21 protein-coding genes are annotated in these 25,186 nt (G+C 71.9%); 6 read left to right on the forward strand and 15 right to left on the reverse strand.

Features of this window, described 5'->3' with window-relative positions; translation table 11 throughout:
• The first annotated feature begins 6 nt into the window (after positions 1-6).
• On the forward strand, positions 7-1,032 hold the full coding sequence (gene trpS / locus ACIBQZ_RS32550) for a tryptophan--tRNA ligase (protein WP_396092661.1): 1,026 nt from the start codon (positions 7-9) through the stop codon (positions 1,030-1,032).
• Here the strand turns inward: trpS and ACIBQZ_RS32555 are convergent.
• The 12 genes from ACIBQZ_RS32555 to ACIBQZ_RS32610 all read right to left on the reverse strand — a co-directional run bounded on the left by ACIBQZ_RS32555 (position 1,026) and on the right by ACIBQZ_RS32610 (position 15,621).
• Positions 1,026-2,624, reverse strand: a complete 1,599-nt coding sequence (locus ACIBQZ_RS32555) for an ABC transporter permease (RefSeq protein ID WP_396092662.1) — start codon at positions 2,622-2,624, stop codon at positions 1,026-1,028. The two genes, trpS and ACIBQZ_RS32555, sit on opposite strands and share 7 nt — an antisense overlap.
• Entirely contained in the window at positions 2,615-3,391 is a 777-nt protein-coding gene (locus ACIBQZ_RS32560; RefSeq protein ID WP_396092663.1) for an ABC transporter ATP-binding protein, read from the reverse strand. Before ACIBQZ_RS32560 ends, ACIBQZ_RS32555 begins: the two co-directional genes overlap by 10 nt.
• Before the next feature lie 54 nt (positions 3,392-3,445).
• Positions 3,446-4,057, reverse strand: coding sequence for a hypothetical protein (locus ACIBQZ_RS32565; RefSeq protein ID WP_396092664.1), 612 nt, complete (start codon positions 4,055-4,057; stop codon positions 3,446-3,448).
• Between the two features lie 109 nt (positions 4,058-4,166).
• Positions 4,167-5,804 (reverse strand): cation acetate symporter, encoded by a 1,638-nt coding sequence (locus tag ACIBQZ_RS32570; protein ID WP_396092665.1) that lies wholly within the window; start codon positions 5,802-5,804, stop codon positions 4,167-4,169.
• On the reverse strand, positions 5,801-6,196 hold the full coding sequence (locus ACIBQZ_RS32575; RefSeq protein ID WP_396092666.1) for a hypothetical protein: 396 nt from the start codon (positions 6,194-6,196) through the stop codon (positions 5,801-5,803). Before ACIBQZ_RS32575 ends, ACIBQZ_RS32570 begins: the two co-directional genes overlap by 4 nt.
• A 48-nt stretch (positions 6,197-6,244) precedes the next feature.
• Positions 6,245-7,942, reverse strand: a complete 1,698-nt coding sequence (locus tag ACIBQZ_RS32580; RefSeq protein WP_396092667.1) for a DUF4153 domain-containing protein — start codon at positions 7,940-7,942, stop codon at positions 6,245-6,247.
• Positions 7,943-7,956: 14 nt separating this feature from the next.
• Positions 7,957-9,036, reverse strand: coding sequence for a sensor histidine kinase (locus ACIBQZ_RS32585; protein WP_396092696.1), 1,080 nt, complete (start codon positions 9,034-9,036; stop codon positions 7,957-7,959).
• Positions 9,037-9,101: 65 nt separating this feature from the next.
• On the reverse strand, positions 9,102-9,797 hold the full coding sequence (locus ACIBQZ_RS32590) for a response regulator transcription factor (RefSeq protein ID WP_396092668.1): 696 nt from the start codon (positions 9,795-9,797) through the stop codon (positions 9,102-9,104).
• Between the two features lie 204 nt (positions 9,798-10,001).
• Entirely contained in the window at positions 10,002-10,745 is a 744-nt protein-coding gene (locus tag ACIBQZ_RS32595; protein ID WP_396092669.1) for a LytR/AlgR family response regulator transcription factor, read from the reverse strand.
• Positions 10,742-11,941: a sensor histidine kinase gene (locus tag ACIBQZ_RS32600; protein ID WP_396092697.1), complete on the reverse strand. Its 1,200-nt coding sequence runs from the start codon at positions 11,939-11,941 to the stop codon at positions 10,742-10,744. Before ACIBQZ_RS32600 ends, ACIBQZ_RS32595 begins: the two co-directional genes overlap by 4 nt.
• Positions 11,942-13,010: 1,069 nt before the next feature.
• The gene (locus tag ACIBQZ_RS32605) at positions 13,011-14,507 is read right to left on the reverse strand and encodes a sugar transferase (protein ID WP_396092670.1); all 1,497 of its coding nucleotides are present in this window, start codon (positions 14,505-14,507) and stop codon (positions 13,011-13,013) included.
• 253 nt (positions 14,508-14,760) lie between these two features.
• Positions 14,761-15,621: an Fpg/Nei family DNA glycosylase gene (locus tag ACIBQZ_RS32610; protein ID WP_396092671.1), complete on the reverse strand. Its 861-nt coding sequence runs from the start codon at positions 15,619-15,621 to the stop codon at positions 14,761-14,763.
• Between the two features lie 25 nt (positions 15,622-15,646).
• Here ACIBQZ_RS32610 and ACIBQZ_RS32615 point away from each other — a divergent pair, with 25 nt between their 5' ends.
• Together ACIBQZ_RS32615 and ACIBQZ_RS32620 are read left to right on the forward strand one after the other, a co-directional pair.
• On the forward strand, positions 15,647-16,837 hold the full coding sequence (locus ACIBQZ_RS32615) for a glycosyltransferase family 4 protein (RefSeq protein ID WP_396092672.1): 1,191 nt from the start codon (positions 15,647-15,649) through the stop codon (positions 16,835-16,837).
• A gap of 31 nt (positions 16,838-16,868) precedes the next feature.
• Positions 16,869-18,383, forward strand: coding sequence for an arylsulfotransferase family protein (locus tag ACIBQZ_RS32620; protein WP_396092673.1), 1,515 nt, complete (start codon positions 16,869-16,871; stop codon positions 18,381-18,383).
• Positions 18,384-18,395: 12 nt separating this feature from the next.
• On the opposite strand, the gene ACIBQZ_RS32625 is transcribed toward ACIBQZ_RS32620, so the two are convergent.
• The 3 genes from ACIBQZ_RS32625 to ACIBQZ_RS32635 are packed head-to-tail and all read right to left on the reverse strand — an operon-like array spanning position 18,396 to position 20,888.
• Positions 18,396-19,133: a CDP-alcohol phosphatidyltransferase family protein gene (locus tag ACIBQZ_RS32625; protein ID WP_396092674.1), complete on the reverse strand. Its 738-nt coding sequence runs from the start codon at positions 19,131-19,133 to the stop codon at positions 18,396-18,398.
• The gene (locus ACIBQZ_RS32630) at positions 19,108-20,169 is read right to left on the reverse strand and encodes an iron-containing alcohol dehydrogenase family protein (protein WP_396092675.1); all 1,062 of its coding nucleotides are present in this window, start codon (positions 20,167-20,169) and stop codon (positions 19,108-19,110) included. The genes ACIBQZ_RS32625 and ACIBQZ_RS32630 overlap by 26 nt, the downstream gene beginning before the upstream one ends.
• Complete coding sequence (locus ACIBQZ_RS32635; RefSeq protein ID WP_396092676.1) at positions 20,157-20,888, reverse strand: sugar phosphate nucleotidyltransferase; 732 nt, start codon at positions 20,886-20,888, stop codon at positions 20,157-20,159. The genes ACIBQZ_RS32630 and ACIBQZ_RS32635 overlap by 13 nt, the downstream gene beginning before the upstream one ends.
• A gap of 219 nt (positions 20,889-21,107) precedes the next feature.
• Between ACIBQZ_RS32635 and ACIBQZ_RS32640 the strand changes: the two genes are divergently transcribed.
• From ACIBQZ_RS32640 to eccB, 3 genes are all read left to right on the forward strand, one after another.
• Positions 21,108-22,202 (forward strand): PLP-dependent aminotransferase family protein, encoded by a 1,095-nt coding sequence (locus tag ACIBQZ_RS32640; protein ID WP_396092677.1) that lies wholly within the window; start codon positions 21,108-21,110, stop codon positions 22,200-22,202.
• 311 nt (positions 22,203-22,513) lie between these two features.
• The gene (locus ACIBQZ_RS32645; protein WP_396092678.1) at positions 22,514-23,656 is read left to right on the forward strand and encodes a magnesium and cobalt transport protein CorA; all 1,143 of its coding nucleotides are present in this window, start codon (positions 22,514-22,516) and stop codon (positions 23,654-23,656) included.
• Positions 23,657-23,698: 42 nt separating this feature from the next.
• A complete protein-coding gene (gene eccB, locus ACIBQZ_RS32650; RefSeq protein ID WP_396092679.1) occupies positions 23,699-25,153 on the forward strand; it encodes a type VII secretion protein EccB in 1,455 nt (484 codons plus the stop codon).
• The last annotated feature ends 33 nt before the right edge of the window (positions 25,154-25,186 follow it).

Consider the following 25,186-nt stretch of genomic DNA (forward strand, 5'->3'; position numbering starts at 1 on the left):
ACCACCGTGTCCACCCAGACCCTGAGCCTCGCCGACCGCGTCGCCGCCCGGCCCGGCGACTTCCGCGTGCTGACCGGCGACCGGCCCACCGGCCCCCTGCACCTCGGCCACTACTTCGGCACCCTGCGCAACCGGGTCCGGCTCCAGCGCAGCGGCGTCGAACTGGTCGTGGTCGTCGCCGACTATCAGGTGCTGACCGACCGCGACGTCGCTGAACGGCTCGGCCCGACCGTCGACGGGCTGGTCCTCGACTACCTCGCCGCGGGGCTCGACCCGGCCCGGGCCACGATCTTCACGCACAGCGCGGTGCCCGCGCTCAACCAGCTCGTGCTGCCGTTCCTCAGCCTGGTCAGCGTGCCCGAGCTGCAGCGCAACCCGACCGTGAAGGACGAGGTCGCGCACTCGCGGCAGAGCTCGGTCAGCGGGCTGATGTTCACCTACCCGGTGCACCAGGCCGCCGACATCCTGTTCTGCAAGGGCAACCTGGTGCCGGTCGGCCAGGACCAGCTCCCGCACGTCGAGGTCACCCGGACGGTGGCCAGGCGCTTCAACGAGCGCTACGGGCCGGTGTTCCCGGTGCCGGAGGCCCTGCTCGGCGCCGCGCCGCTGCTGCTGGGCACCGACGGCACGAAGATGAGCAAGAGCCGCGGCAACGCCATCGCGCTCGCCGCGACCCCGGACGAGACCGCCCGGCTGATCCGGGGCGCCAGGACGGACGCCGACCGGCACATCACCTTCGATCCGGACGGGCGGCCCGGGGTGGCCGGGCTGGTGCAGCTGGCCGCGCTCTGCCTGGACCGGGATCCGCACGAGGTCGCCGCGGGGATCGGCGACGCGGGCGCCGCGGCGCTGAAGCGGACCGTCACCGAGGCGGTCAACGAGTTCCTGGCGCCGATGCGGGCGCGCCGGGCCGCGTACGCGCAGGAGCCGGGGCTGGTGCGGGAGGTGCTGCGGGCCGGCAACGCGCGGGCCAACGCCATCGCGGAGCAGACCCTCGAGGAGGTACGGGAGGCGATGGGCACCCGTTACTGACGGGCGGTCACGGTCGCCAGCAGCTCGGGCATCCGCCTGTCCAGCATCGGGCCGGCCAGGCGGAGCCCGATCAGCAGGGCGCCGGCGCCGTACAGCACGCCCACCGGGAGGCCGGCCCACAGCCAGACGTCGTCGGCCAGGAAGGCGGCCACCTGGAGCGGCGCGGTGATCAGCGCCGCGCCGAACAGGGCGGCGAAGGTGAGCAGCCCCTTGGCCATGCCGCCGCCCGAGGACAGCGCGAACGGGTTGGCGGTGTCGGGCAGCGCGTAGGCGACCCGCACCGAGATCGGCAGGACCAGGGCGAGGCCCACGCCGTACGCCGCGGCCAGGATGCCGAGCTGGGCCGGGATCGTCTCCGGGCGGCCCACGGCGACGCCGACGATGACCGAGATGGCCATCAGCGCCGGGATCACGTACACGGAGAAACCCGCAACCCGCGACGTCAGCTCGAGCCGACCGGGGACGCCGGCCACGACGTTGGCCGCGTAGGCGCTGCCCTCGAAGCCGAACTGGTTCGCCAGGCTCACCGCGGCCAGGGCGCCCACGAAGACCAGCATGCCGATCGGGGCGTCGGCGGATCCGCTGCTCACCCCGATGAACACCGGCAGGAACACGCCGACCACGCTGAAGGTGATCAGGCTGGCCCGCCGCCGCGTCTCGCGCCACCAGTACCGGATCTCCCGGGCGGTCAGCGCGCCGAACCGGCTGCGCGGCAGCCAGGACGGCACCAGCTGGGCGACCGGCCGGCGCGCCGAGGCCGGCCGCTCGCGCGGACCGGACCGGCCGACCGCGCCGAGCATCGCCCGCTCCAGCGTCGCGGACCACCACCGCAACAACAGCCCGATGGTCGCCAGGACCAGCACGAACTTCACCGGTACGGCCCACAGCCGCCCCGCCGCGACATCCAGCCCCACGCTGTACGGCGCCCCGAACGGTGTCCAAGCCACCACGTCGGCGACCCGGGCGACCCCGGCCCAGTCGGCGTTCTCGGCGCCGGCGAGCGCGGCCAGTTGCAGCGGACCGAGCAGCGCGGCGACGCAGGCCAGCAGCACGGTTGCCAGGTCACGGGACCGCCGCGACCGCAGGGCGGTGGCGAAGGCGCTGGTCAGCGACCGGCTGATCGCCGCGCACAGCAGGATGCCGGTGACCACCCCGGCGAGCTGGACGAGCCCGGCGCCCGGACCGCCGAGCCGGACCGCCGAGTCGACCATGCCCAGCGTGCCGGCGAAGGTCGCCACCGCCGGGACGCCGGCCAGCGACGCGACGAACAGGCCCCGGATGAGCGTGTGCCGGGACAGCGGCAGCAGCGCGAAGCGGGCCGGGTCGAGGGACTCGTCGACGCCGAAGAACACCAGCGGCAGGAACAGCCAGCCGAGCATGACGATCCCGCCGGCCAGCGGCAGCGCCACCTCGGCCGCCCGCTGCTCGTGCAGCAGGCCGGGCAGGCTGAACAGGGCGTACCCGCCGACGGCCGCGCACGCCGCGAGCACCGCGCCGAGCACGAACAGGGCGACCCGCCAGGTCTGGCCGCGCAGGCCGTTCGCGGTGACGCGCAACTTCAGCCGGACGAAGTGCCGGACGCCTACAGCCACGCGAGTTCCGACCCGGTTGCCGTCCGGCCGCCGACCACCTCGACGAACACGTCCTCCAGCGACCGCTCGCCGCGGACCTCGGCGAGCGTGCCGCGCAGCCGGATGGTGCCGTCGGCCAGGATCGCCACGTGGCTGCACAGCCGCTCGACCACCGCCATCACGTGGCTGGAGAAGACCACCGTGCCGCCGCCGGAGACGTACCGCTGCAGGATGTCGCGGATCAGCGCCGCGGACACCGGGTCGACGGCCTCGAACGGCTCGTCGAGCACCAGCAGCCGGGGCGCGTGCAGCATCGCGCAGGCCAGGCCGATCTTCTTCTTCATGCCGGCGGAGTAGTCGACCACCAGGGTGCGGTTGTCCGCGCCCAGGGCCAGCACGTCCAGCAGCTCGGCGGCGCGCTGGTCGACGACCTCGGCGTCCATCCCGCGCAGCAGCCCGTGGTACGCCAGCAGCTCGGTGCCGGTGAGCCGGTCGAAGAGGCGGACGCCGTCCGGCAGCACGCCGATCCGGGACTTGGCGGCGACCGGGTCGGCCCAGACGTCGTACCCGAGGATGCGAGCCTGGCCCGCGTCGGGCCGCAGCAGGCCGACCGCCATGGACAGGGTGGTGGTCTTGCCCGCGCCGTTCGGGCCGAGCAGTCCGAAGAACGAGCCGGCCGGCACGTCGAGATCAACGCCGGCGACCGCCACCTTGGCCTCGAACCGCTTGACGAGACCACGCAGCGCGAGCGCCGGGTCCGGGCTCGAGCGCTGCTGGGGAACCGTCATGCCCCAGAACTTAACGGTTGGTAAGCGGCCCGGACCAGCCCGGGCCGCTCACGTTTATCCCACTCGTTCGATCACGGCGCGCCGGATGAGGAACTTGCCCGGCTCCCGGACGCCCTCGAAGGCCGCGTTGTTGAGCAGCACGCAGCTGCCGGACGGGGTCGCCACCTTGACGGTGATGCTCTTGTTGTTGTCCAGGTTCGTCACCTTCAGCGTGGTGCCGATCGGGAACGTGCCGCTGGACGCGGCCGGCGCGCCGCCCTCGCCGGACAGGGTCACGGTCGAGCCCTTGCAGACGACCTCACCGGTGCCGGTGTTGGCCGGTGCCTTGGTCGGCGCCGCCTTGGTCGGTGCGGCTTTTGTCGGCGCGGCTTTTGTCGGTGCCGCCTGCACGTTGCCGGTGCAGCCGGCGGTGGCGCGACGCTGGTTGATCAGGTCGACCACGGCCTGGCGGTTGGCGATCCGCGCGTCGGAGAGCGCGTCCGGGTTGGCCCGCTGGGCGGCGATGAAGTCGAGGTTGTTGCGCAGCGCGCCGTCCAGGCCGGCGCAGTTCTCGCCCGCGCTGCTCATGCCGGTGCTCACGGCGAACGCGCCGCCGGCCAGCGTCGCTGCGGCCACGCCGATCAGCAGTTTCCGGGCCCGGCCGCTCATCCTGTTCCTGCGGTACATGCAGCGCTCCTCCGCGTTCGTCGGGCTGCCCCGTTGCAGCATGGATAGCTACGGGGCGGGCGCCGCGGAGAGTTCAGACAAGTTTCTTAAATATTGTTAAGCTTGACGGTCAGAGCCGCAGTGACTCCGGAGCGTGCAGGCGGAGCATGGTCGCGCCGATGTCCCGCGGCACCCGGCGTTTGGTCAGCAGCGAGCCGGAGACCATCACCAGGAACGCCAGCGGCACTGTCCAGGCCGCGGGCTGCCCGATGAACTGCGCGGGCCAGCCGGACAGCGGCGGGCCGAGCACCGTGATCAGCACCGCCGCCATCGCCGCGCCGCCGCCGGCCAGGATCCCGGCCACCGCGCCGACGTCGGTCAGGCCCCGCCACCAGATGCCGAGCACGAGCAGCGGGCAGAAGCTCGACGCGGCCACGGCGAAGGCCAGCCCGACCACCCGGGAGACGTCCATGTTCGCGACGTAGATCGACAACGCCATCGGCACGATCGCGGACAGCACCGTGGCCAGCCGGAAGTCGCGCACCGAACCGCCCCGGTCGGCGTGCAGGATGTCGGTGAAGACCACCCCGGCGACGCTGGTCAGCAGGCCGGACGAGGTGGACATGAACGCGGCCAGGGCGCCGGCGGTGACCAGCGCGCCGAGGAACCGGCCCAGGTGGCCGCCGCCGAGCGCCGCCTCCGGCAACAGCAGGACCACCGCGTCGGTCCGGCCGGTCATCAGCAGCTGCGGGGTGTAGATCCGGCCGAGCACGCCGTACAGGGTGGGCAGCAGGTAGAAGAGGCCGACCAGGGCGAGCACGACCAGGGTGGTGCGCCGGGCCGAGGCGCCGTCGGGATTGGTGTAGAAGCGGACCAGCACGTGCGGCAGGCCCATGGTGCCCAGGAACGTCGCCAGGATCAGCGAATACGTCGCGAACAGGGTGGCGTCGCCGCCGGGCAGCAGCCACTCCGCCCCGCGGTTGTCGTCGACCGAGCCCACGTCCGGGACGGTGTCGCCGGCCGCGAACGTCCGCTCCTCGCCCGCGGCCACCCGGGTCTGCGAACCGTCGGGCAGCGTCAGCGTGGCCGCCTCGGTGAAGGTGACCGTGGTGGTGGCGGAGAAGACCGGGCCGGCCGGGGGCGTGACGGCCGGGCGCCCGTCCGCCTGCCACTGCATGACCAGGAACAGCACCGGTACGGCCAGCGCGGTCAGCTTCAGCCAGTACTGGAACGCCTGCACGAAGGTGATCGCCCGCATCCCGCCGAGCGCCACGTTGGCCGTGACGACAAGCCCGACCAGCAGCGCACCCCACTCGTACCGGCCGCCGGTGACGGTGGTGAACGTGAGGCCGGCGCCCTGCAGCTGCGGCACCAGGTAGAGGCAGCCGATGAACACCACGAAGACCGTGGCGAGCCGGCGCAGCACCGGGGACCGCAGCCGCACCTCGCAGAAGTCGGGCAGGGTGAATGCGCCCGAGCGGCGCAGCGGGGCGGCGACGAACAGCAGCAACGCGAGATAACCGGCCGCGAAGCCGACCGGATACCAGAGCACGTCGACGCCGTACCGCAGCACGAGGCCGGCGACGCCCAGGAAGGACGCGGCGGACAGGTACTCGCCACTGATCGCGGCGGCGTTCCAGCTGGGGCTGACCGAGCGCGAGGCCACCAGGAAGTCCGAGGTGGTACGGGCGAAGCGCAGCCCGTACGCGCCGATCCCGACGGTCACGAGCAGCACCAGGACCAGCCCCGGTACGACGTACGGGTTCACCCTTCCGGCCTGTTGATCACGGCGGTGAAGTCCTGCTCGTTGCGCTCGGCCCAGCGCACGTAGGCCCAACCGACGCTGACCAGGAACGGGAACGACAGCACACCGAGCAGCAGCCAGGGCAGGTTGACGCCGAGCAGCTGGGCCCGGCCGACCGCGGGTGCCACGGTGAACAGCAGCGGCAGCGCGCCGAGCCCCGCCAGGACCACCAGCGACAGCCGCAGGGCCAGCGCCAGCTGCGCCCGGACCAGCCCCTTGACCAGCGCCTCGCCGACCGGCGTCTGCTCGGCGAGGTCCGCCCGGGCGGGATCGGGCACCGGCCGGCGCGCGGCGACCTCACCCAGGACGACGCGGGTGCGCCGTACCTTGGCCTGCTCGCTCGCGTCGCCGTCCATGCCCGGCAGTCTTGCCGCCGCTCGGCCAATGTCAAGAAAGACCCGCGGTCAGTACAGGTCGTAGCTTCCCGGGCAGGTGTCGCCGGGCTGGTGCGGCGGGTCGTGGATGAGCAGGTCGCGGGCCTGGTAGCGGCCCAGGTTCCAGCCGCGCCAGTCGTCGCGGTCGGCCCGGAGATCGGCGTCGATCGGTGCCAGGGCGCAGTCGCGGTTGGTGCCGCTCAGCCGGTCCAGGGCCGGTACGGCGTCCGCCGAGAGGGTGGACAGGTAGTAGGTGTCGATCCGGCCGGTCTGCTCGAAGCGGCTGACGTTGTGGTCGGCGATCAGCCGGTCCGGGTTGGCGCCGGCCAGGCCGAGCAGCGCCAGCACCGCGGTGCCGACGACGACCCGGGGCAGCCACAGCCCGGTGAGCCGGACGCCGGCCACGAGGATCAGCACGAACACCAGGCCCAGCCACAGCTCGCAGAGCGCGACCAGCAGCCGCAGCCGGGTCAGGCCGTAGGTGTCGGCGTACAGGTCCATGCGGTGGGTGGCGGAGGCGACGATCACCAGGGTCAGCACGGCGAGGGCGCCGAGCACGACCCGGATCAGCACCCGGTCGGTCGTGGTCTCGCGTGGCGCCCACCGGGCCGCGCCGGCCAGCACCGCCAGGGTCAGGCCGGTGGCGATCAGCAGCTGCCAGAAGCCGCCGCGGGCGTACTCGGCGTAGGTCAGGCCCTCGGTGTCCAGCACGTGCTCCGACCCTCCGAACAGGACGGTCAGCTGGACGGCGACGAACATGGCGAAGAGCAGCACCAGCAGGGTCAGCGGCACCGCCCACTCGAGCCGGGCCACCCGCCGCTTGCCGGGCCGCTCCAGCCCGGTCAGATCGGGCGGCGCGGCCCGCAGGTATGCGGCGCCGCCGAGCACAAACGCCGTGACGACGAAGACGAAGACCCAGCGGACGGCCGTGACACCGTCGAAGTCGGGCACCGCCCGGTCGATCAGGTCGGCGAACGCGGCGTCGGCCGAGGCGAACAGCGAGCCGAAGACGACAAGCAGCGCGACGGAGACGGCAACCGTGGCGGCGATCCGCAGCCCCTTGCCACCGCCGCCTTGGCGGGCCGCGGTCAGGCCGCGCCTGACCCAGGGCAGGGCCCGGAAGCCTGCGACCGGCGCCATCAGGACTGCCACGATCATCGCGCGCAGCGACCGGCCCCCGGCGACGGCGAGCGCCCCGGTGACCACCGCCGTGCACAGGCAGAGGAAGAACAGCCAGCCGGCGGCCCGGAAGGTGCCGACCCCGAGCAGGGCGACCGTGGTGGCGGCCCAGAAGAACCGGAACTTACTGACGGTGTGCAGGTTCCGGTGGACCAGGGGCGCGGGCCCCCGCTGCGGAGCCTGGTCCGGCACCACCCGGGCGACGATCAGCGCGGCGACCCCGGCGATCGCGGTGACCAGCCAGCCGACCCCGCTGCGGTCGAGCGGGACGCTGAGCGCGGCCACCAGGGCGGCGACCAGCACGGCGACGACGGTGGCCCGGGAGGCCGGCCGGGCCGGACCGGCCCAGCGGTTGCCGAACAGCGACGGCGCGGCCCACGGGCCGTGCAGCGGCGCCACCTGCATGGCCGGCTGGCTCTGCGCGGGTGGGGCGGTCGGGCGCGGTGGCGTGGTCGCGAGCACGGACTTGCCCGGGGTTTCGGGTTTCTTCGCCTGCGGCGCTCCGGCCGGGCTGTTCTCGGGTGCCGGTGATGGGGGGTTCGTGGACACGATGAGTTCCTTCGTCAGGAGGTCGGGAAGCTGGCCGGCGGCAACGGCAGCGTCACGTGGATGAGGCAGCCCGGTCGGCTGCGAACCTGCACCGCGGCGCCGGAGGCCGGCCCCGGGCTCGGCGGATCGACCACGGCGATGGTGCCCCGGTGCAGCTGGACCACCCAGCGGGCGATCGCCAGCCCCAGGCCGGTGCCGCCGTCGGTGGCCCGTTCGCCGCGGGTGAAGCGTTCGAAGACCCGGTCGCGGTCGGCCTGCGGGATGCCTTCGCCCTGGTCCGCGACCGCCACCAGCAGGTGCGCGTGGTGGCGTTCGGCCCGGACCGTCACCGTGCCGCCCGGCGGGCTGTGCCGGGCCGCGTTGTCCAGCAGGTTGGCGAAGACCTGGTGCAGGCGCTCGCGGTCGCCCTCGATGGAGATCGCCGGCGCCGACACCACGAACCGGACGTCATGGCCCGCACCGTCCGCGTTCACGGTCGCCTCGCGCACCACGTCGTCCAGGAACGCCCGGACGTCGATCGGGGTGCGGGTCAGCGGCACCACGCCGGCGTCCAGCCGGGACAGGTCCAGCAGCTCGGTGACCAGACGGCCCAGCCGCTCGGTCTGGGTCAGCGCGGTCTGCATGGTCTCCGGCTCGGCCTCGGACACCCCGTCGACGATGTTCTCCAGCAGGCCCCGCAGCGCGGTGATCGGGGTCCGCAGCTCGTGCGAGACGTTGGCGATCAGCTCGCGGCGCTGCCGGTCGGCCGCCGCCAGGTCCGCCGCCATCTGGTTGAACGCCCGAGCCAGCTCGCCCACCTCGTCGCGGGAGGTGGCCCGGACCCGGCGGGTGTAGTCGCCGTGGGCCATCGCCTGGGCGGCGTCGGTCATCTCGCGCAGCGGGACCGTGGCACCGTGCGCCGCCACCTGGAGCGTGACCAGGCCGAGCGCGACGGCGATCGCGAACCAGGACAGCTCGACCCGCATGAAGTCGAGGCTCCACCAGAAGATCAGCAGGCCGACGCCGCCGGACAGGCCGAGGGCCACCGACAGCTTGGCCTTGATCGAGCGCACCGGGTCGAGCGGGCGCGGCAACCAGCCGAGCGCGGGCGCCACCCAGCCGAGCGCCCAGCCCAGCGGCAGCGACACCCGGCGCAGCAGCCGTTCGACCGCGGGTGAGCTCACCGCCGCACCTCCAGGGCGTAACCGACGCCGTGGACGGTGCGGATCAGGTCGGCCCCGAGCTTGCGGCGCAGACCCTTGATGTGGCTGTCGACCGTACGGGTGCCCGAGGCGTCCGCCCAGCCCCACACGTCGGCGAGCAACCGCTCCCGGGGCAGCACCGTGCGCGGCCGGCCGGCCAGGTGCACGAGCAGGTCGAACTCGGTCGGGGTCAGCTTGGCCTCGACCCCGGCGCGCCGCACCCGCCGTTCGGCCAGATTGATCTCCAGATCGCCGAAGCGCAGTGTGCTGTCGTCGGCCGGCGCCGGCTCGGCCGGCGTGGCGTTGCGGCTGGCCCGCCGGAGCAGGGCGTGCACCCGCGCGGTGAGCTCGCGCATCGAGAACGGCTTGGTGAGGTAGTCGTCGGCGCCGACCGCGAGCCCGATGAGCAGGTCGGTCTCGTCGTCGCGGGCGGTGAGCATCAGCACCGGCACGCCGCGCTCGGCCTGGATGCGCCGGCACACCTCGAGGCCGTCGAAGCCCGGCAGCATGACGTCGAGCACGATCGCGTCCGGCGGCGTCCGGCGGGCGGCCTCGACCGCACCCGGGCCGTCGGAAGCCACCTCGACCGCGAAGCCTTCCGCCCGCAGCCGGGCGGCCACCGCCTCGGCGATGGTGCGTTCGTCCTCGACCACGAGGACCCTCTTTGCCGTCACGCCGCCCCCTTGTTCTGCCCCGCATCATGCGCGGCAGGCACAAGACCGGCACACCCCCGTTTCGTGCCGATCTGCCCTGCGCGGAGCAGCCTATTGAGCAGTCGTGCGGGGGCGGCGGCGAACTTGTGGACAAGTTGTGAAGATCCGCGGCCTGTGGATAACCCTGGGGATAACGCTGTGAGCTTGTGGATAACGCTGTGGAATTCAGCGGGTCCAGTCGTGCTTGGCGGCCCGGATCAGCTTGTCCTTGAGCTCGCGGGTGTGCCGCCGGCTGACCGGCAGCTCCACCCCGTCGATCGCCACCACGTAGCCGGACTGGGTCAGCCGCAGCTCCGCGACCAGGCGCAACTGCACCAGGTAGGACCGGTGGATGCGGACGAAGCCGGCGTCCGCCCAGCGCTCGGCCAGCGTCGCCAGCGAGACCCGGACCAGGTGCGACGCGTCGACGGTGTGCAGCCGGGCGTAGTCGCCCTGCGCCTCGACCCAGCGCACCGACGAGCGCGGCAGCATCCGGGTGGTGCCGGCCAGCTCGACCGGGATGCTCGGCTCCTCCGCCGGCTTCGCGGGTGCCACGGCCGGCGCGGCCCGCAGCCCGGCCACCCGGCGCAGCGACTCGCCGAGCCGCTCGGAGCGCACGGGCTTGCGGACGTAGTCGGTCACCCCCAGGTCGAAGGCGTCCACCGCGCCGTCGTCGTACGCGGTCACGAACACGATCGCCGGGGGCCGGGCGAACCGGTGCAGGATCCGGGCCAGCTCCATGCCGTCCAGCCCGGGCATCCGGATGTCCAGGAAGACCGCGTCCACCTCGGTGTCCCGCAGCACCCGCAGCGCCTCGGTGGCGTCGCCGGCCCGGTGCACGTACGCGACCCGCTGGTCGGCGTTGAGCAGGTATGCCAGCTCGTCCAGGGCGGGCGGCTCGTCGTCGACCGCCAGCACCACCAGGCTCATGCCCGTACCCCGGGATGGAATTTCGGCACCCGCATGCTCACTTTCGTCCCCGCGCCGGGCGCGGTCTCCACCACCAGCCCGAAGCGATCACCGAACACCGAGCGCAGCCGCTCGTCCACGTTCGAGAGGCCGACGTGCTGACCGGCGTCGTCGTCCCGCCCGTTGACCGCCTCGGCGATGCCCGCGATCAGGACCGCCGGATCCATGCCGACCCCGTCGTCCTCGACCGTGATGTGACACTCGGCGCCCGCGTCCCGGGCCTCGATGCTCACCATACCGACGCCCGGCTTCCGCGACAGGCCGTGCCGGACGGCGTTCTCCACCAGCGGCTGCAGGCAGAGGAACGGCAGGCCCACGGGCAGCACCTCGGGAGCGATCTGCAGCCGGACCTGCAGCCGGTCGCCGAACCGGGCCCGCTCGATGGTCAGGTAGCGGTCGATCGACCGCAGCTCCTCGGCCAGCGTGGTGAACTCGCCGTGCGCCCGGAACGAGTAGCGGGTGAACTCGGCGAACTCCAGAATCAGCTCGCGCGCCCGCTCCGGGTCGGTGCGCACGAACGAGGCGATGGCGGTCAGCGCGTTGTAGATGAAGTGCGGGCTGATCTGGGCCCGCAGGGCGCGCACCTCGGCCCGGGCCAGCCGCTCGCGGGAGGAGTCCAGCTCGGCCAGGGCCAGCTGCGAACTGGCCCACCGGGCGGTCTCCATGGTGGCCTGCACCAGCCCGGGCGCGGGCTGGTCGTCCGCAACCGCCACCAGCGCGGCCACGGCATGCCCGTCGGCGCCGGTCAGCGGGGCGACAACCGCGCCACGCACCACGCAGTCCATCCGGTCGCAGGGCAGGTCGGCAGCGCCGAGCACGATCGACCGGTTGGCCTGCACCGCCCGCGCCGCCACCGCGACAAACTGGACATTGTGGTGTCCCCCGCGCCCGTCAACGGCCAGGCAGTGATCACCGTCGGCCACGGTGAGCCCGGGCGCGCCGACCAGCCGCCGCAGATGCCGGGCGGCCTTGGCGGCCGACGCGGGGGTGAGCCCGGTCCGCAGCGGCTCGGCAGCCAGCGAAGCGGTGTGCAGCACGTCGTAGGTGGCCCGCTGCCCGGCGGTGGCGATACCCCGCCGAGCCCGCAACCGCAGCACCGCGGCGACGGCGCCGACCAGCGCGGCGAGCACGGCAAGAACCGCGAGCGCACTACCGATCTGACCAGCCACGCACGCATCCTGACCGGAATGTTCCGGAATTGCCAGCGGGAGGTTTCGGTGAGGGGCGAATCAAGGTCAAATTCACGACCAGGTCGTATGTGGGTGCATGGCGTTGACCGTCGCTCCCGCCGATCGAGCGGCTGTTGCCACCCTTCAAAGCGAGCCAGCGAAGCTCATAAGTAATGGTATGGGCGATTCGTCGCCTGTGGTGCGTGGATGTTGTTGACCTCTGGTTAGCTCCGAGTCTTTTGCATGGCTGTTGTGATGATCGATCGCCATCCCCCGGACGGGCGACACGCTTCTGCCGCGCCGAACGGCCGCGCCAAGCATTGCCGGAGGCCTGCCCACCGCCGAACCCGCAGCACTTGCCCACATATTGAGCAGGATTCTCACATCGCAGGAATCCTATGGGAACAAAGGGCGTAAAAGTCACGAAGCGGGCAGTGAATTGTCGATCTTGTGGACTTGAGGTTCGGAGCTCACACCAATTCAACAAGATCGAAATCTTGCGCGTCGGTGGCGGTCGGCGCGCGGCCCACGTCACTCCGGCGGGCTATTGCCATCGCCCGATACACCAACCACGCAAAAGACTCCTCCGCACCCGCACTCTTCAAGATTGCAGCGATCGCGGTGGGGCGGTGGCGCGGCAGGAGACGGGACGTTGGCACGGTGGGGGCGACGGGGCGACGGCGCGGTGGGGCGACGGGGCGGTGGCGCGGTTGGGCGCCGGCGCGGCCCGGCGGCCGCCGGGCCGCGCTCGGGGAATCCGAGTAGACCTTGGAGAGCCCGGGGCAGCTCCCTGCATCAGACCGTGCCAAGGTCAGGCCGCGGCGAGGCGTGACGTAGCTGGAGGCGGCGGTGGAGGGTCGGTCAAGGTCGGGGGACCGCCGGACTCAAGCGCAGCCGGCGGGCGCCGGAGGGAAGCCCTGCAACCAGCCGGCGACGGATAGAAATTGTGCAAGCAGCCTGCGTTCGGCGGGAGCGACGGTCAGTGCCATGCAACCAGGCACGAACGGAGAATTTTGCTCCTAGACCTCAGACCGGCCGGCACGACTGCGAAACACGCCTAGTAGGCGCCCTTGCGCTTCAGGACCACCCAGATCGTGCGCCACAGGATGCCCAGGTCGTAGGTGAGCGACCAGTTGTCGACGTAGTAGAGGTCCAGCCGGACCGCCTCGTCCCAGGACAGGTCCGAGCGGCCCGACACCTGCCACAGACCCGTTATTCCCGGCCGCACCAGCAGCCGCCGGCGGACGTCGCCCAGGTAGTCGCCGTCGTCGGCGGGCAGCGGGCGCGGGCCGACCAGCGACATCTCGCCCTTCAGCACGTTGATCAGCTGCGGGAGCTCGTCCAGTGAGCTGCCGCGCAGCTTGCTGCCGAACCGGAAGATCCGGGGATCCTCCTTCATCTTGAAGAGCATGCCGTCGGCCTCGTTGAGCTCCTCCAGCGTGGCCTTGCGCTCCTCGGCGTCCACGTCCATGGTCCGGAACTTCCACACCCGGAAGGTGCGGCCCTCGTGGCCGACCCGGGGCTGGCGGAAGAAGACCGGGCCGGGGCTGGCCATCTTGATGCCGATGGCGATCACGGCCAGGACCGGTGCGAGCACGAGCAGCCCGAAGAAGGCCGCCACCCGGTCGAGCAGGTTCTTCGCCAGCCAGCCGGGGCCGGACAGGGTCGGCTCCTCGACGTGCAGCAGCGGCAGGCCCTCGATCGGGCGGATGTGCACGCGCGGGCCGGCGATGTCGGTGAGCTGCGGGGCGACCACCAGGTCGACGCCGGTGCCCTCCAGCGCCCAGGCCAGCCGGCGCAGCTCGCCCGGCTCGGCGCTGGCCGAGCCGCAGACCGCGATCGTGTCGCCGCCGACCTCGCGGACCAGGGCCAGCACGTCGCGGCCGGCGTAGACCGGTACGGGCGTTTCTATGCCGCGGGCGGCCGAATAGCCGTCGGTGAGGTGGATCGCGACCGGGATCAGGCCGGCCGCGGGGCTGCGGGTGACCGCCGTGTAGACCTCGAGCGCTTCCGGCAGGGTGCCCATCAGGATCATCCGGTGCGCGCCGTGCCCGGTGCGGCGGCGGGCCACGTGCAGCACCTGGCGGGCCGAGTAGCGGCAGAACAGGATGAAGATCAGGGCGGCGACGCAGACGTAGGCGACCGTCGCGCGGGAGAGCTGGGTGCGGGTGCCGAAGGCCAGCAGCGAGACCGCGGCCACGACCGTGATCGAGGAGCGGACGACCCGTTTGAACTCTTCGCTGCCCAGGCCCAGGTAACGGCGGTCGTAGCTGCCGTTGGCCCAGAGGATGGCGAGCCAGCCCAGCGGGAGGGCGACGAAGGCGACGAAATAGAAGATGTTCTCGCGGCCCTGGAAACCCGAGCTGGCCTTCTGGATGAAGGTGACGGCGAAATAACTCGCCAGGATCGCCGACAGGAAATCCATGATGATCAGGATCAGGGTGTACGGCCGGTGCCAGCGCGACAGTCGCCGGTGCGAACGGGTCCAGGCCGATCGGGGAACGCCGTTACTGGGCGGCGGCTCCTGTTGCCACTCGTAACTCTCGTACGGCATGCCGCTCCGGCTCTTGCTGGTTTCCGGGCGATGGAGGCTTGTGGTCACCTCGCCTACGTCCTCCCGCATCACGTACCGCCCACACCGAGAACATTACGCACTGCCACGGCCCTGGGGGCTCCGGCGGGGCCGCCGGTCCCTGGCGCGCCGCGCACGAAGCGTGGGACCGGGCCACTATACCGATGGAAGCGCCCAGAAGAAGTGGACGTTGTGCCCGCTTTCCCCCGAGAGACGGCTTGTGCACGCTGAGTGACTATCGGATCAACTTGGACAGCCGACGATCGGCCAGTGGCTTTCCACCCGTCTGGCAGGTCGGGCAGTACTGCAGGCTCTTGTCGGCGAAGGAGACCTCGCGGACGGTGTCGCCGCAGACCGGGCAGGGCAGCCCGGTGCGGGCGTGCACCCGCATGCCGGCGCGCTTCTCACCCTTGAGCTCGGCCGCCTTCTGGCCCACCGACCGGGTCACGGCGTCGGTCTCCACCTGGCGCATGGCCTCGAACAGCGTGGTGAGCTGCTCGTCGCTGAGCTTGCTGGTCAACGCGAACGGCGACAGCTTCGCCACGTGCAGGATCTCGTCGGAGTACGCGTTGCCGATGCCGGCCAGCACCTCCTGGTCGGTGAGCACGCCCTTGACCTGGCCGCTGCGGCTGCGCAGCCGCTCGGCGAACTGGTCGCGGTCGACCGCCAGCGCGTCCGGCCCGAGCCGCGACACGCCCGGGACCTGGGCGGGGTCCCGCACCAGGTAGGCCGCCAGCGACTTCTGGGTGCCGGCCTCGGTGAGGTCGAAGCCGGACTCGTCGTCGAGGCGTACCCGGATCGCGATCGGGCCGCTGCCCGGCTTGAGCGGGGCGGGCGACTTGAACGACTCCCGGTAGTGCAGCCAGCCGGCCCGGGCCAGGTGCACGACCAGGTGCAGCTCAGTGCCGAGGCTCAGGTCCAGGAACTTGCCGTGCCGGCCGGCGGCCGTGACGACCAGCCCGGCGACGGCGGACGCGGGCGGGTCGTACGTCTTCAGCGCGCTGAACGACGAGACCTCAAAACGCTGGACGGTACGGCCGACCGCACGCTCCCGCAGATAAGCAGCGAGCGCCTCGACCTCGGGAAGCTCCGGCACGCCCTCAACGGTAGCGTTTCCCGGCGTGAAGGTCGTCGTAGCGCACAACAGATATCGCGAGGCCATCCCGTCCGGCGAGAACGTCATCGTCGACACGGAGATCGCGCAGCTCACGGCCGCCGGGATCGAGGTGCTGCCGTTCCAGCGCTCGTCCGACTCGATCGGTGAGCTGCCGCTGGCACAGAAGGCCCTGCTGCCGCTCTCGCCGATCTTCGGCCGGGCCGCCCAGCGGGACCTCGCCGAGCTGCTCCGCCGCGAGCGCCCCGACGTGCTGCACCTGCACAACCCGTACCCGTTGCTGTCGCCTGCGGTCGTGCAGACCGCGCACGCGCATGGCGTGCCGGTCGTGCAGACCGTGCACAACTATCGGCAGGTGTGCTCGTCCGGTCTCTATTTCCGGGACGGCCACAACTGCCACGACTGCCGTGGCAAGGTGCTGGGCTGGCCGGCCGTGGTGCACAAGTGCTACCGCGGTTCCGCGGCGCAGAGCGCGCTGATGGCGACCACGCTGGCCGTGCACCGGCCGACCTGGAAGTCGGTGGACCGCTACATCGCGTTGACCGGCCGGATCGCCGACCACCTGCGGAACTACGGCATCCCGGACGACCGCATCGTGGTCAAGCCGAACGGCCTGCCCGACCCCGGCGAGCCGGCGCCGCTCGGCGACGGTTTCCTCTATGCCGCCCGGCTCTCCCCGGAGAAGGGCCTCGGGCTGCTGCTCGACGCCTGGCGGCGGCACCCGGACGGCACGCTGGGGCAGCTGCGCATCGCCGGCGACGGGGAGTTGCGCCCGCTGGCCGAGCAGGTCGCGGCCGAACGCACCGACGTCACCTACCTGGGCCCGCTGGACCGCGCGGGCATGGAATCCGCCCGCCGCGCCGCGTCGGTGATCGTGGCCGTGCCGACCTGGGACGACGTGCTGCCGACGGTGATCCTGGAGGCGATGGCCGCGGGCCGGCCGGTGCTCGGCACCGACGTCGGCGGGATCCCGTACCTGCTCGGGATCGGCGAGACCGTCGCGCCGGCCGGCTGGGCGGTCCGGCCCGACCCGGCGACGCTGGCCACGGCCCTGCCGATCGCGCGGGTGGACGCCGCCGCCGTCGCGCCGGCCGCCCGGGACAGGTATCTGCGGGCGTTCCACCCCGACGTGGTGACCCGGCGGCTGATCGGCATCTACACGGGTCTCCCAGCGAATTCCCACGCCGCGCCCAGATAGATCGGCATCGGTTCGGGGAATGCTGATTCCCGTGACGGATGCCAAAGTTTCGCGCCGCAACGTCCTGCTGGGCGTGGGCGGCGCCGTGGTCTGCACCGCCGCGGGCGCCGGGGCCGGGTTCGTGATCGCCGACAAGGACGCGGCTCCGCCGGCGGCTGCTGCCCAGCCCGCCCCCGCGAAGTACCGTTCGCGCCCCGACCTGCGCGCGCTGCCGGACGTCACGATCACGACGCCGGCCAACGCCACCGCTCCCGGCCTCATCTTCCTGACCCCGGCGTCGGGCACCGGGCTGTGGGGTCCGCTGCTGGTGGACGAGAAGGGTTCGCCGGTCTGGTTCCGCAAGGTGCCCGACCCGGCCACCGTGGCGATCGACTTCAAGGTCCAGCGGTATCGGAACAAACCCGTGCTGACCTGGTGGGAAGGGACCATCGGCGGCACCGGTGGGCAGGGCGTCGGTCAGGGCGAGTTCGTCATCGCGGACACCTCGTACCGGGAGCTGAGCCGGGTGCGGGCGGCCGGCTCGGAACAGGCCGACCAGCACGACTTCGTCATCACCCCGGACGACACCGCGCTCTTCTGGGTCTACGACCCGGTCCCGTACGACCTGGCCGCGCTGGGCGGGCCGGCCGACGGGGTGCTGCACGACGGGGTGCTCCAGGAGGTCGACATCAGGACCGGCCGGCGGCTCTTCGAGTGGCGGGCCCGTGACCACGTGGGCCTCGACGAGTCGTACGCGCCGCTGCCGGCCGGGGAGTCCGCGCACCTGCCGTACGACTACTTCCACGCCAACTCGGTCGGGCTCGACGCGGACGGGAACCTGCTGGTGTCGGCGCGGCACACCTGGACCGCGTACAAGATCGACCGGCGGACCGGCGAGGTGATCTGGCGGATCGGCGGCAGGAAGTCCGATCTGCGGGTCGACGAGAAGTCGGCCTTCAGCTGGCAGCACGACTTCCGGCGGCGGCGCGACGGCTCCTACAGCGTCTTCGACAACGGCGCCGGGGTCACCAAGGAACGCGAGCAGTCCCGCGGCCTCATCTTCACAGTGGACGAGTCGGCCCGGACGGTCACCTTCGGCAAGGAGTTCCTGCACCCGACGAAGATCTCCGCGCCGACCCAGGGCAACTTCCGCGAGCTGGCCGACGGCGGCTCGTTCATCGGCTGGGGCCAGTCGCCCTGGTTCACCGAGTACGCCCCCGACGGCACCGTGCGACTGGACGGCCATCTGCCGCTCGACAACCAGTCGTACCGGGCCTACAAGGCCGAGTGGGCCGGCGCGCCGCTGGACCAGCCCGCCCTGGGCCTGCACGTCGACGGCGGCAACGTGGTGGTCAGCGCGAGCTGGAACGGCAGCACGAAGGTCGCCAAGTGGCGGGCCCGGGCCGGCGGTCAGCCGCGGGCGCTCACCGAGAGCGTGGAGGCGGACCGGACCGGCTTCGAGACGATGCTGACGCTGCCCGGCACGCCGGAATACGTGGTGGCCGAGGCGCTGGACAGCGGCGGCAAGGTGCTGGGCACGTCCGCCGCCATCCCGGTGCGGGTGTGAGCCGGCCCGGGCTCAGCCCTTGAGCGCCGACCGGCCGGAGAAGGCGATGCTGGCGGCCAAGAACGCGCCGTTGACCAGCGTGAACGCGCCGATCACAAAAATCGTCCACTGTGGCGCCACGGTGAGCACCACGCCGGCCAGCGCGATCACCGCACCGTAGTCGCGGACCAGCTTGACCAGCCGGACCGGGATCGACTTGCTGGTGACCATGCTGGCGGCCTGGCCGCCGGTCTGCATCACCGAGGTGACCAGGTTGACCATCCAGGTGCCCGCGAAGGCCGCCACCAGCCAGGCCGGCGTCTCCGGCACCTGCGCCTCGGCCACCGCCGACAGCGCGGCCACCAGGGCGATCTGCCCGGCCACGTCGCACAGCACGTCGACCCGCCCGCCCGCGGCGCTGGTCTGGCCGGTCACCCGGGCCAGCTGGCCGTCCGAGCAGTCCAGCGCGTACGCGAACTGCCAGCCGAGCAGCGCGAGCAGGCCGACCGGCCAGGCCCACACCCGGTCCTCCGCGACCGGCCCGGCCGCCGCCACCACGACGAACGAGACCAGGCAGCTCAGGCCGAGGTTCGCGACGGTGAGCACGGTCGGCGCGAGCCGGTGCTTGTGGGCGAACACCGCGATCCGGGCGCCGATCCGCTGGCTGATCGCCTCGCTGAACAGCCCGCCCCCACGGTTGACCCCGTAGTAGTCGGCGGCGGTGGGTGGGCGGTCCACGGTCGGCTCAGCGGCTGGCGACGGCGTCGTCATATTCGGCCAGCTTCCTACGGATCTCGTCGGGTGACAGCGCGAGGTGTTCCAGGATCGTGTAGCGGTCCGGTCGGGTCTTCGGCGCGAAGTCGACGACGTCGACGAACTGGTCGGAATTGAGGCCCACGTCGGCCGCCGTGCGCGGCAGCTGGTGGCGCACCAGACAATCGGACATCTGCGCGAAGCGGCGCTCGTCGCCGCGCAGGAACGTGCAGAACAGCGCGCCCAGCCCGGCCAGCTCGCCGTGCGAGGCGGTGCCCGGGAACAGCGTGTCCGCCGCGTGGATGATCTCGTGACAGCCGCCGCTGCACGGCCGGCTGCTGCCGCACACGGCCATGGCGAGCCCGCTGGAGATCAGCGCCTCGGCCAGCACGGTGACAAAGGCGTCGTCGGTCATGTCACCCGGCATGGTCAGCACTGCCTCGGCGCCCATCCGGGCGAGCGACGCCGCCAGGCCGTCGACCGGCTCGCCGCGCACCTCGCGGCCCAGGTCCCAGTCGGCCAGCGCGCTGATGTTGCTGATCACGTCGCCGATGCCGGCCCGGTTGACCCGCTCCGGCCCGTTCTCCACGAAGTCAAGATCAACAACGACGGCCAGCGGGATGTGCACACCGTAGGAGCGCTTGATGCCGTCGTGGATCAGGCTCGCCACCGGCGACGCGACGCCGTCGTTGGCCAGGCTGGTAGCGACGGAGACCATGGGAAGGGCATAGCGTGTCGCCGCATATTTCGCAGTATCGACTGTTTTGCCCCCACCAATCGCCACAACCGCGTCGTAGGACCGAGATCGGAGTTTCCCGCCCAGCTCGATCGCCGCGTCCAGGGTGCCACCGACGGTGGTGTAGATGTCGGCCGACCGCAGGGAGGGTTGGATCAGTTCGGCGATCCGTTGACCCTGCCCGGGGCCGACCACCACCGCCACGTCACCGCCGGCGGAGATCCGGCCGTCGGCCAGGATCCGGCCCAGGTCCGCGACGGCCCCCCGCCGGACGTCGATGTGCAGTGGCGTCTGAACGCTGCGGGCTAGTAACGGCATGCGATGTCCCGAGCCTTGGCGAGGTCGTCGTGGTTGTCCACCTCGACCCAGGGGATGTCACCGATCGCGGCGCCGCGGATCTCGCCACCGCGGTTCGCGTACTCCTGGTAGCCGTCCTCGTAGTAGAGGTCGGGGTTGCGCTCGAAGGTCGCCTTCAGCGCGTCGGCCAGCGCGGCGGCGGCGTCGGTCTCGATGATCGTGGCGCCGATGTACTCGCCCGAGGCCTCGGACGGCTCCATCAGCTTCGTGATTTTGGTGAGCCGGCCATCTGCGGAGAAGACTGCCTTCATCTCCTCGTCAGCAAGCTTCTTCACATTGTCGATAGCGAGCAGGATGCCGGCGCCACGGTTGGCGAGCAGGGTCTGCTCCACGCTCACCGGGTGCACGGTGTCGCCGTTCACGAGCAGTGCGCCCTGGGCGAAGTGGTCACGCGCCAGCCACAGTGAGTAGGCGTTGTTCCACTCCTCCGCCTTGTCGTTGTGCACGAGGGAGATCTTCACGCCGTACTTCTGCTCGAAGGCGTCCTTGCGCTCCTCCACCGCGCCGGCGCAGTAACCGACGACGATGGTCACGTCGGTGAGGCCCGCGGCCGCGAGGTTGCGCAACGAGATATCCATGATGGTGGTCTCCCCGTCCACGGGGACGAGCGCCTTCGGCAGCGTGTCGGTGTACGGACGCAGCCTGCGTCCGGCGCCGGCGGCGAGTACCAGACCGATCATGGGGTGGTTCCTTCCGAGTGAGGGGCGTGCCAGCCGAGGATAGCGGTGGGTTCACATACCGGGAGGGTGGAGGACCGGGAACCCCTCGGGATCGGTAAAAGCTTGCGCGCCGACGACCGGCGCTGAAAGAAAATGCGGCCGGCGTCGCCCGCGACGAGAGCGTGACGCGGCCGGGGTACGCGCGGAAAATCGCACAGAGCCTGCTCGTAAGCTTGAGGCATGACCGCTGAGCAGCTGATCTCGTTCGCCAGAGGGGCTCCGTCCCTGGACATCGTCGACGTCGAGGGCCTCAAGGCCGCCGCCGTACGCGCCTTCGAGGCCGATCCGGCCGGCGTGACGGCCTACGGCACCTCCGTCGGTTACGTCCCGTTGCGCAAGTGGATCGCCGACAAGCACGGGGTCTCCCCCGACCAGGTCATCGTGACGAACGGATCGCTGCAGGCCGACGCGTTCCTCTTCACCCACCTGGTCAAGGCCGGTGACGACGTGATCGTGGAGAAGCCGACCTACGACCGCACCCTGCTCAACCTGCAGAACCTGGGCGGCAAGGTGCACCAGGTGACGATCGAGCCGGACGGCATCGACGTCGCCGAGCTCAAGGGCATGCTCGAGGCGGGCCTGCGCCCCAAGCTCGCGCACATCATCCCGAACTACCAGAACCCGGCCGGCGTGACGCTGTCGCTGGAGAAGCGGCAGGCGCTGCTGAGCCTGGCCGTCGAGTACGGCTTCACGATCTTCGAGGACGACCCGTACGTCGACATCCGCTTCCGCGGTGACGCCCTGCCGTCGATGCTGTCGATGGACACGGAGAACGTGGTCGTGCACGCCTCCAGCTTCACCAAGACGGTGTGCCCCGGTGTCCGGGTCGGTTACCTGGTCGGCCCGGCCGCGCTGATCGACGCCATCGCCAAGAAGGCCACCAACCTCTACATCTCGCCCGGCATGGTCTCCGAGGCGATCGTGCACCAGTTCTGCGTCTCCGGTGACATCGACCGCTCGGTGCAGACCGTCAGCGCCGCGCTCGCCGAGCGGGCCCAGGTGCTGGCCGCCTCCCTGCGGGAGCACATCCCGGGCGCCACCTTCACCGAGCCCGACGGCGGCTACTTCCTCTGGGTGGACCTGCCGGCGTCGGTGGACGTCGACAAGCTGTTCCCGGCGGCCATGAAGAAGGGCGTCGCCATCGTCAAGGGCAGCGACTTCCTGCTGGACGGCGGCAAGTCCTCGGTGCGCCTGGCGTTCTCCGCGGTCACCGTCGACCAGATCGACGAGGGTGTCCGCCGGCTCGCCGCGGCCATCAACGAGGTCGCCGCCTGATACCTGCTCGACTGTCGGGTTTCCGACACAGTGCCGCTGACGCCGGTTCCGGGTTTCCGCCGGGACCGGCGTTCGGCTCACAATGCTGCTGCACCGACTGCATGACCATGCAGTCTGATGCGTTGACACCCACCCCCGCCCCCCGGCGCCGGGCGGGCCGATCGCACCTTCACCCCCCGAAATGCGGCCGGTCCGCCCGGCGCCACCCGGCGCCGGCATGTCCGCCGCGCGGCCGGGCACCGTAACGGGCGTAGCCTCGGGCGGGCCTCACTTCGCGGGCCGCGCCGACATCACCCTTGGGGGAGGCAGTCATGAGCGAGAGCAGCCTGAGCCGGAGCCGGACCACCGGCGTCAACCGATCGCTGTCCCGGGCCTGGACCGCCCCCGTCCGCGCCATGAACCGCTTCCTCGGCACCGTCGACGGCCGGCCCGACGAGCCGGGCCAGGCCTACTCCGGCACCGCCGTGGTCGACTGCGGCGTCTACGTCGACGGCAAGCGCGAGCCCGGTGACTTCACCCCGGACGCGGCGCTGCGCGAGGCGTGCGGTCGCGAGAACGCGTTCGTCTGGCTGGGCCTGCACGAGCCCACCGAGGCCGAGATGGCCGCCGTCGCGCGCACCTACGACCTGCACGAACTCGCCGTGGAGGACGCGGTCAAGGCGGAGCAGCGGCCCAAGCTGGAGCAGTTCGGCTCGGTGCACTTCCTGGTGCTGCGCACCGCCCGCTACGTGCCGCACCGCGAGCTGACCGAGAACTCGCAGGTGGTCGAGACCGGCCAGATGATGATCTTCGTCGGCGAGCGCTTCGTCATCACGGTCCGGCACGGCGACGCCTCCCGGCTGGCACCGGTGCGCGCCGACATGGAAGCGCGCGGCGTGCTGCTCGCACAGGGGCCGTGGGCCGTCGCCTACGCGGTGACCGACCGGGTGGTGGACGCGTACATGGAGGTCGCCGACCGGGTGGAGGCCGACCTCGACATCATCGAGGAGGGCGCCTTCTCCCGCGACAGCGGCAGCCCGGTGCAGCAGATCTACCAGATGAAGCGGGAGATCGTGGAGTTCCGCCGGGCGGTGGTGCCGTTGCAGCGGCCGCTGGCGACGATCACCGCGCCGCAGAGCCGGCTGGTGCCCAAGGAGATCCGCCGCTACTTCCGGGACGTGCAGGACCACCTGACCCGCACGGTGGAGCAGGTGTCCTCGTACGACGACCTGCTGAACTCGATCCTGCAGGCCCGGCTGGCCCAGGTCACCGTCGACCAGAACAACGACATGCGCAAGATCGCCGCCTGGGCCGGTATCGCCACGGTGTGGACCGCGGTGGCCGGGGTCGAGGGCATGAACTTCCTGCACATGCCCGAGCAGAAGTGGCAGTACGGCTACCCGGTCGTCTTCCTGCTCATGCTGGGTGTCTCGGTGCTGCTCTACCGGGCGTTCCGCCGCAACGGCTGGCTCTGACCGGCCCCCCGCGGGCCCCCACCAGCCTTTACAGTGACGAACGTGCCGTCACGCCAGGACCAGCTGCACTCGTACCAGTACTCGCAGCAGCGGGTGGTGGCCGCGCTGGTCAGTCACGACCCCGATCCGCACCGCTCCCCGTTGCGCCGGGCCGGCAGCGCCGCCCTGATCAGCCTGGTCGTCGCCGCCCTCGCGGTCGGCGGCGCGGCGGTCTACGGCCTGCTCAAGGGCCGCAGCACGGTCGAGCCGCGGAACGAGGCCGTGGTCTTCCTGGAGAAGGGCTCGGGCGCCCGGTTCGTCTACCTGAAGTCCGACGACCGGATGCACCCGGTGCTCAACTACAGCTCGGCCCTGCTGATCGCCGGCGGCACCGCGCCGAAGATGGTGGAGGCCTCGGCGCAGAGCCTGGCCAAGGTGCCGCTCGGTGACCCGCTCGGCATCCCGGACGCGCCCGACTCGCTGCCGGCCGCCAAGGGCGGACTCGCCGACCCGGTGTGGACGGTCTGCTCGCGGAGCCCGGCGGATTCCGGCTCCGGTGCCCCGGCGCGGAGCCTGCTGATGGTCGGTGACCGGCCGGTCGACGGCACCGTGCTGCCCGTGCCGCGGGCCGACACCCCCGCCGGTGACCTGCGCGGGCTGCTGGTCGCCGACCCGGCCCGGCGCACCTATCTGGTCTACAACAACAAGCGGTTCCCGATCCCGGCCGGGCGGCTCCAGCAGACCCAGACCTTCTTCGGCTGGACCCAGCAGCCGCTGCCGGTCGCGGCGGCCTGGATCAACGCGGTGCCGATCGGGCCGAACCTCGCGCCGCCGGCGATCGACGACCTGGGTGACCCGTCGCCGACGATCAACGACCTGGACATCGGCCAGCTCCTGCAGATCACCGGTGACTCCGGCGGTCCGGACAAGTGGGGCGTCGTGCTCCGCGACGGCGTGGCGGACCTCACGGTGGTGCAGGCCCTGCTGATGCGGGCCGAACCCGAGACGTACGGGCTGCAGGCGATGAGCCTCAACGTCTACAGCAACCTGCCGCGCTCGCAGACCCAGATCGTCACGGAAGCCGGCGCCGCGGGCTTCCCGCCGGCGGTCCCGGTGCTGCTCAACGGCCCGGAGCAGGTCTGCCTCACGGTCGACGGCGGCAAGCAGCAGGACGCGATCAGCATCCGGCTGGGCCCGACCACGCCCGCCGGTAGCCCGGTCACCGGCGCGGCGGCCGTGCCCGGCGGGGTGCAGGCCGACCTGGTGCACGTGCCCCGGGGCAAGGGTGCGCTCGTGGTCGCGGCCGCCTCGCCGACGGCGCCCGCCGGCAGCGGCACGGTCAGCATCGTCACGGACACCGGCCGGCGCTTCCCGCTGGCCGGCCGCGACCTGCTGCCCCGGCTGGGCTACGCCGGTGTCACGCCGGTGGCGATCCCGGGCCAGCTGGTCGCGCTGCTGCCGCAGGGTCCGGCGCTGGATCCGGAACGCGCCCGGCAGAGCGACTCCGCCGAGGAGTAGACAGCGCGAAGGCGGGCGGACGGCTCCCTGCGG

This window comes from Actinoplanes sp. NPDC049599 (assembly GCF_044465625.1).
Classification (GTDB): domain Bacteria; phylum Actinomycetota; class Actinomycetes; order Mycobacteriales; family Micromonosporaceae; genus Actinoplanes.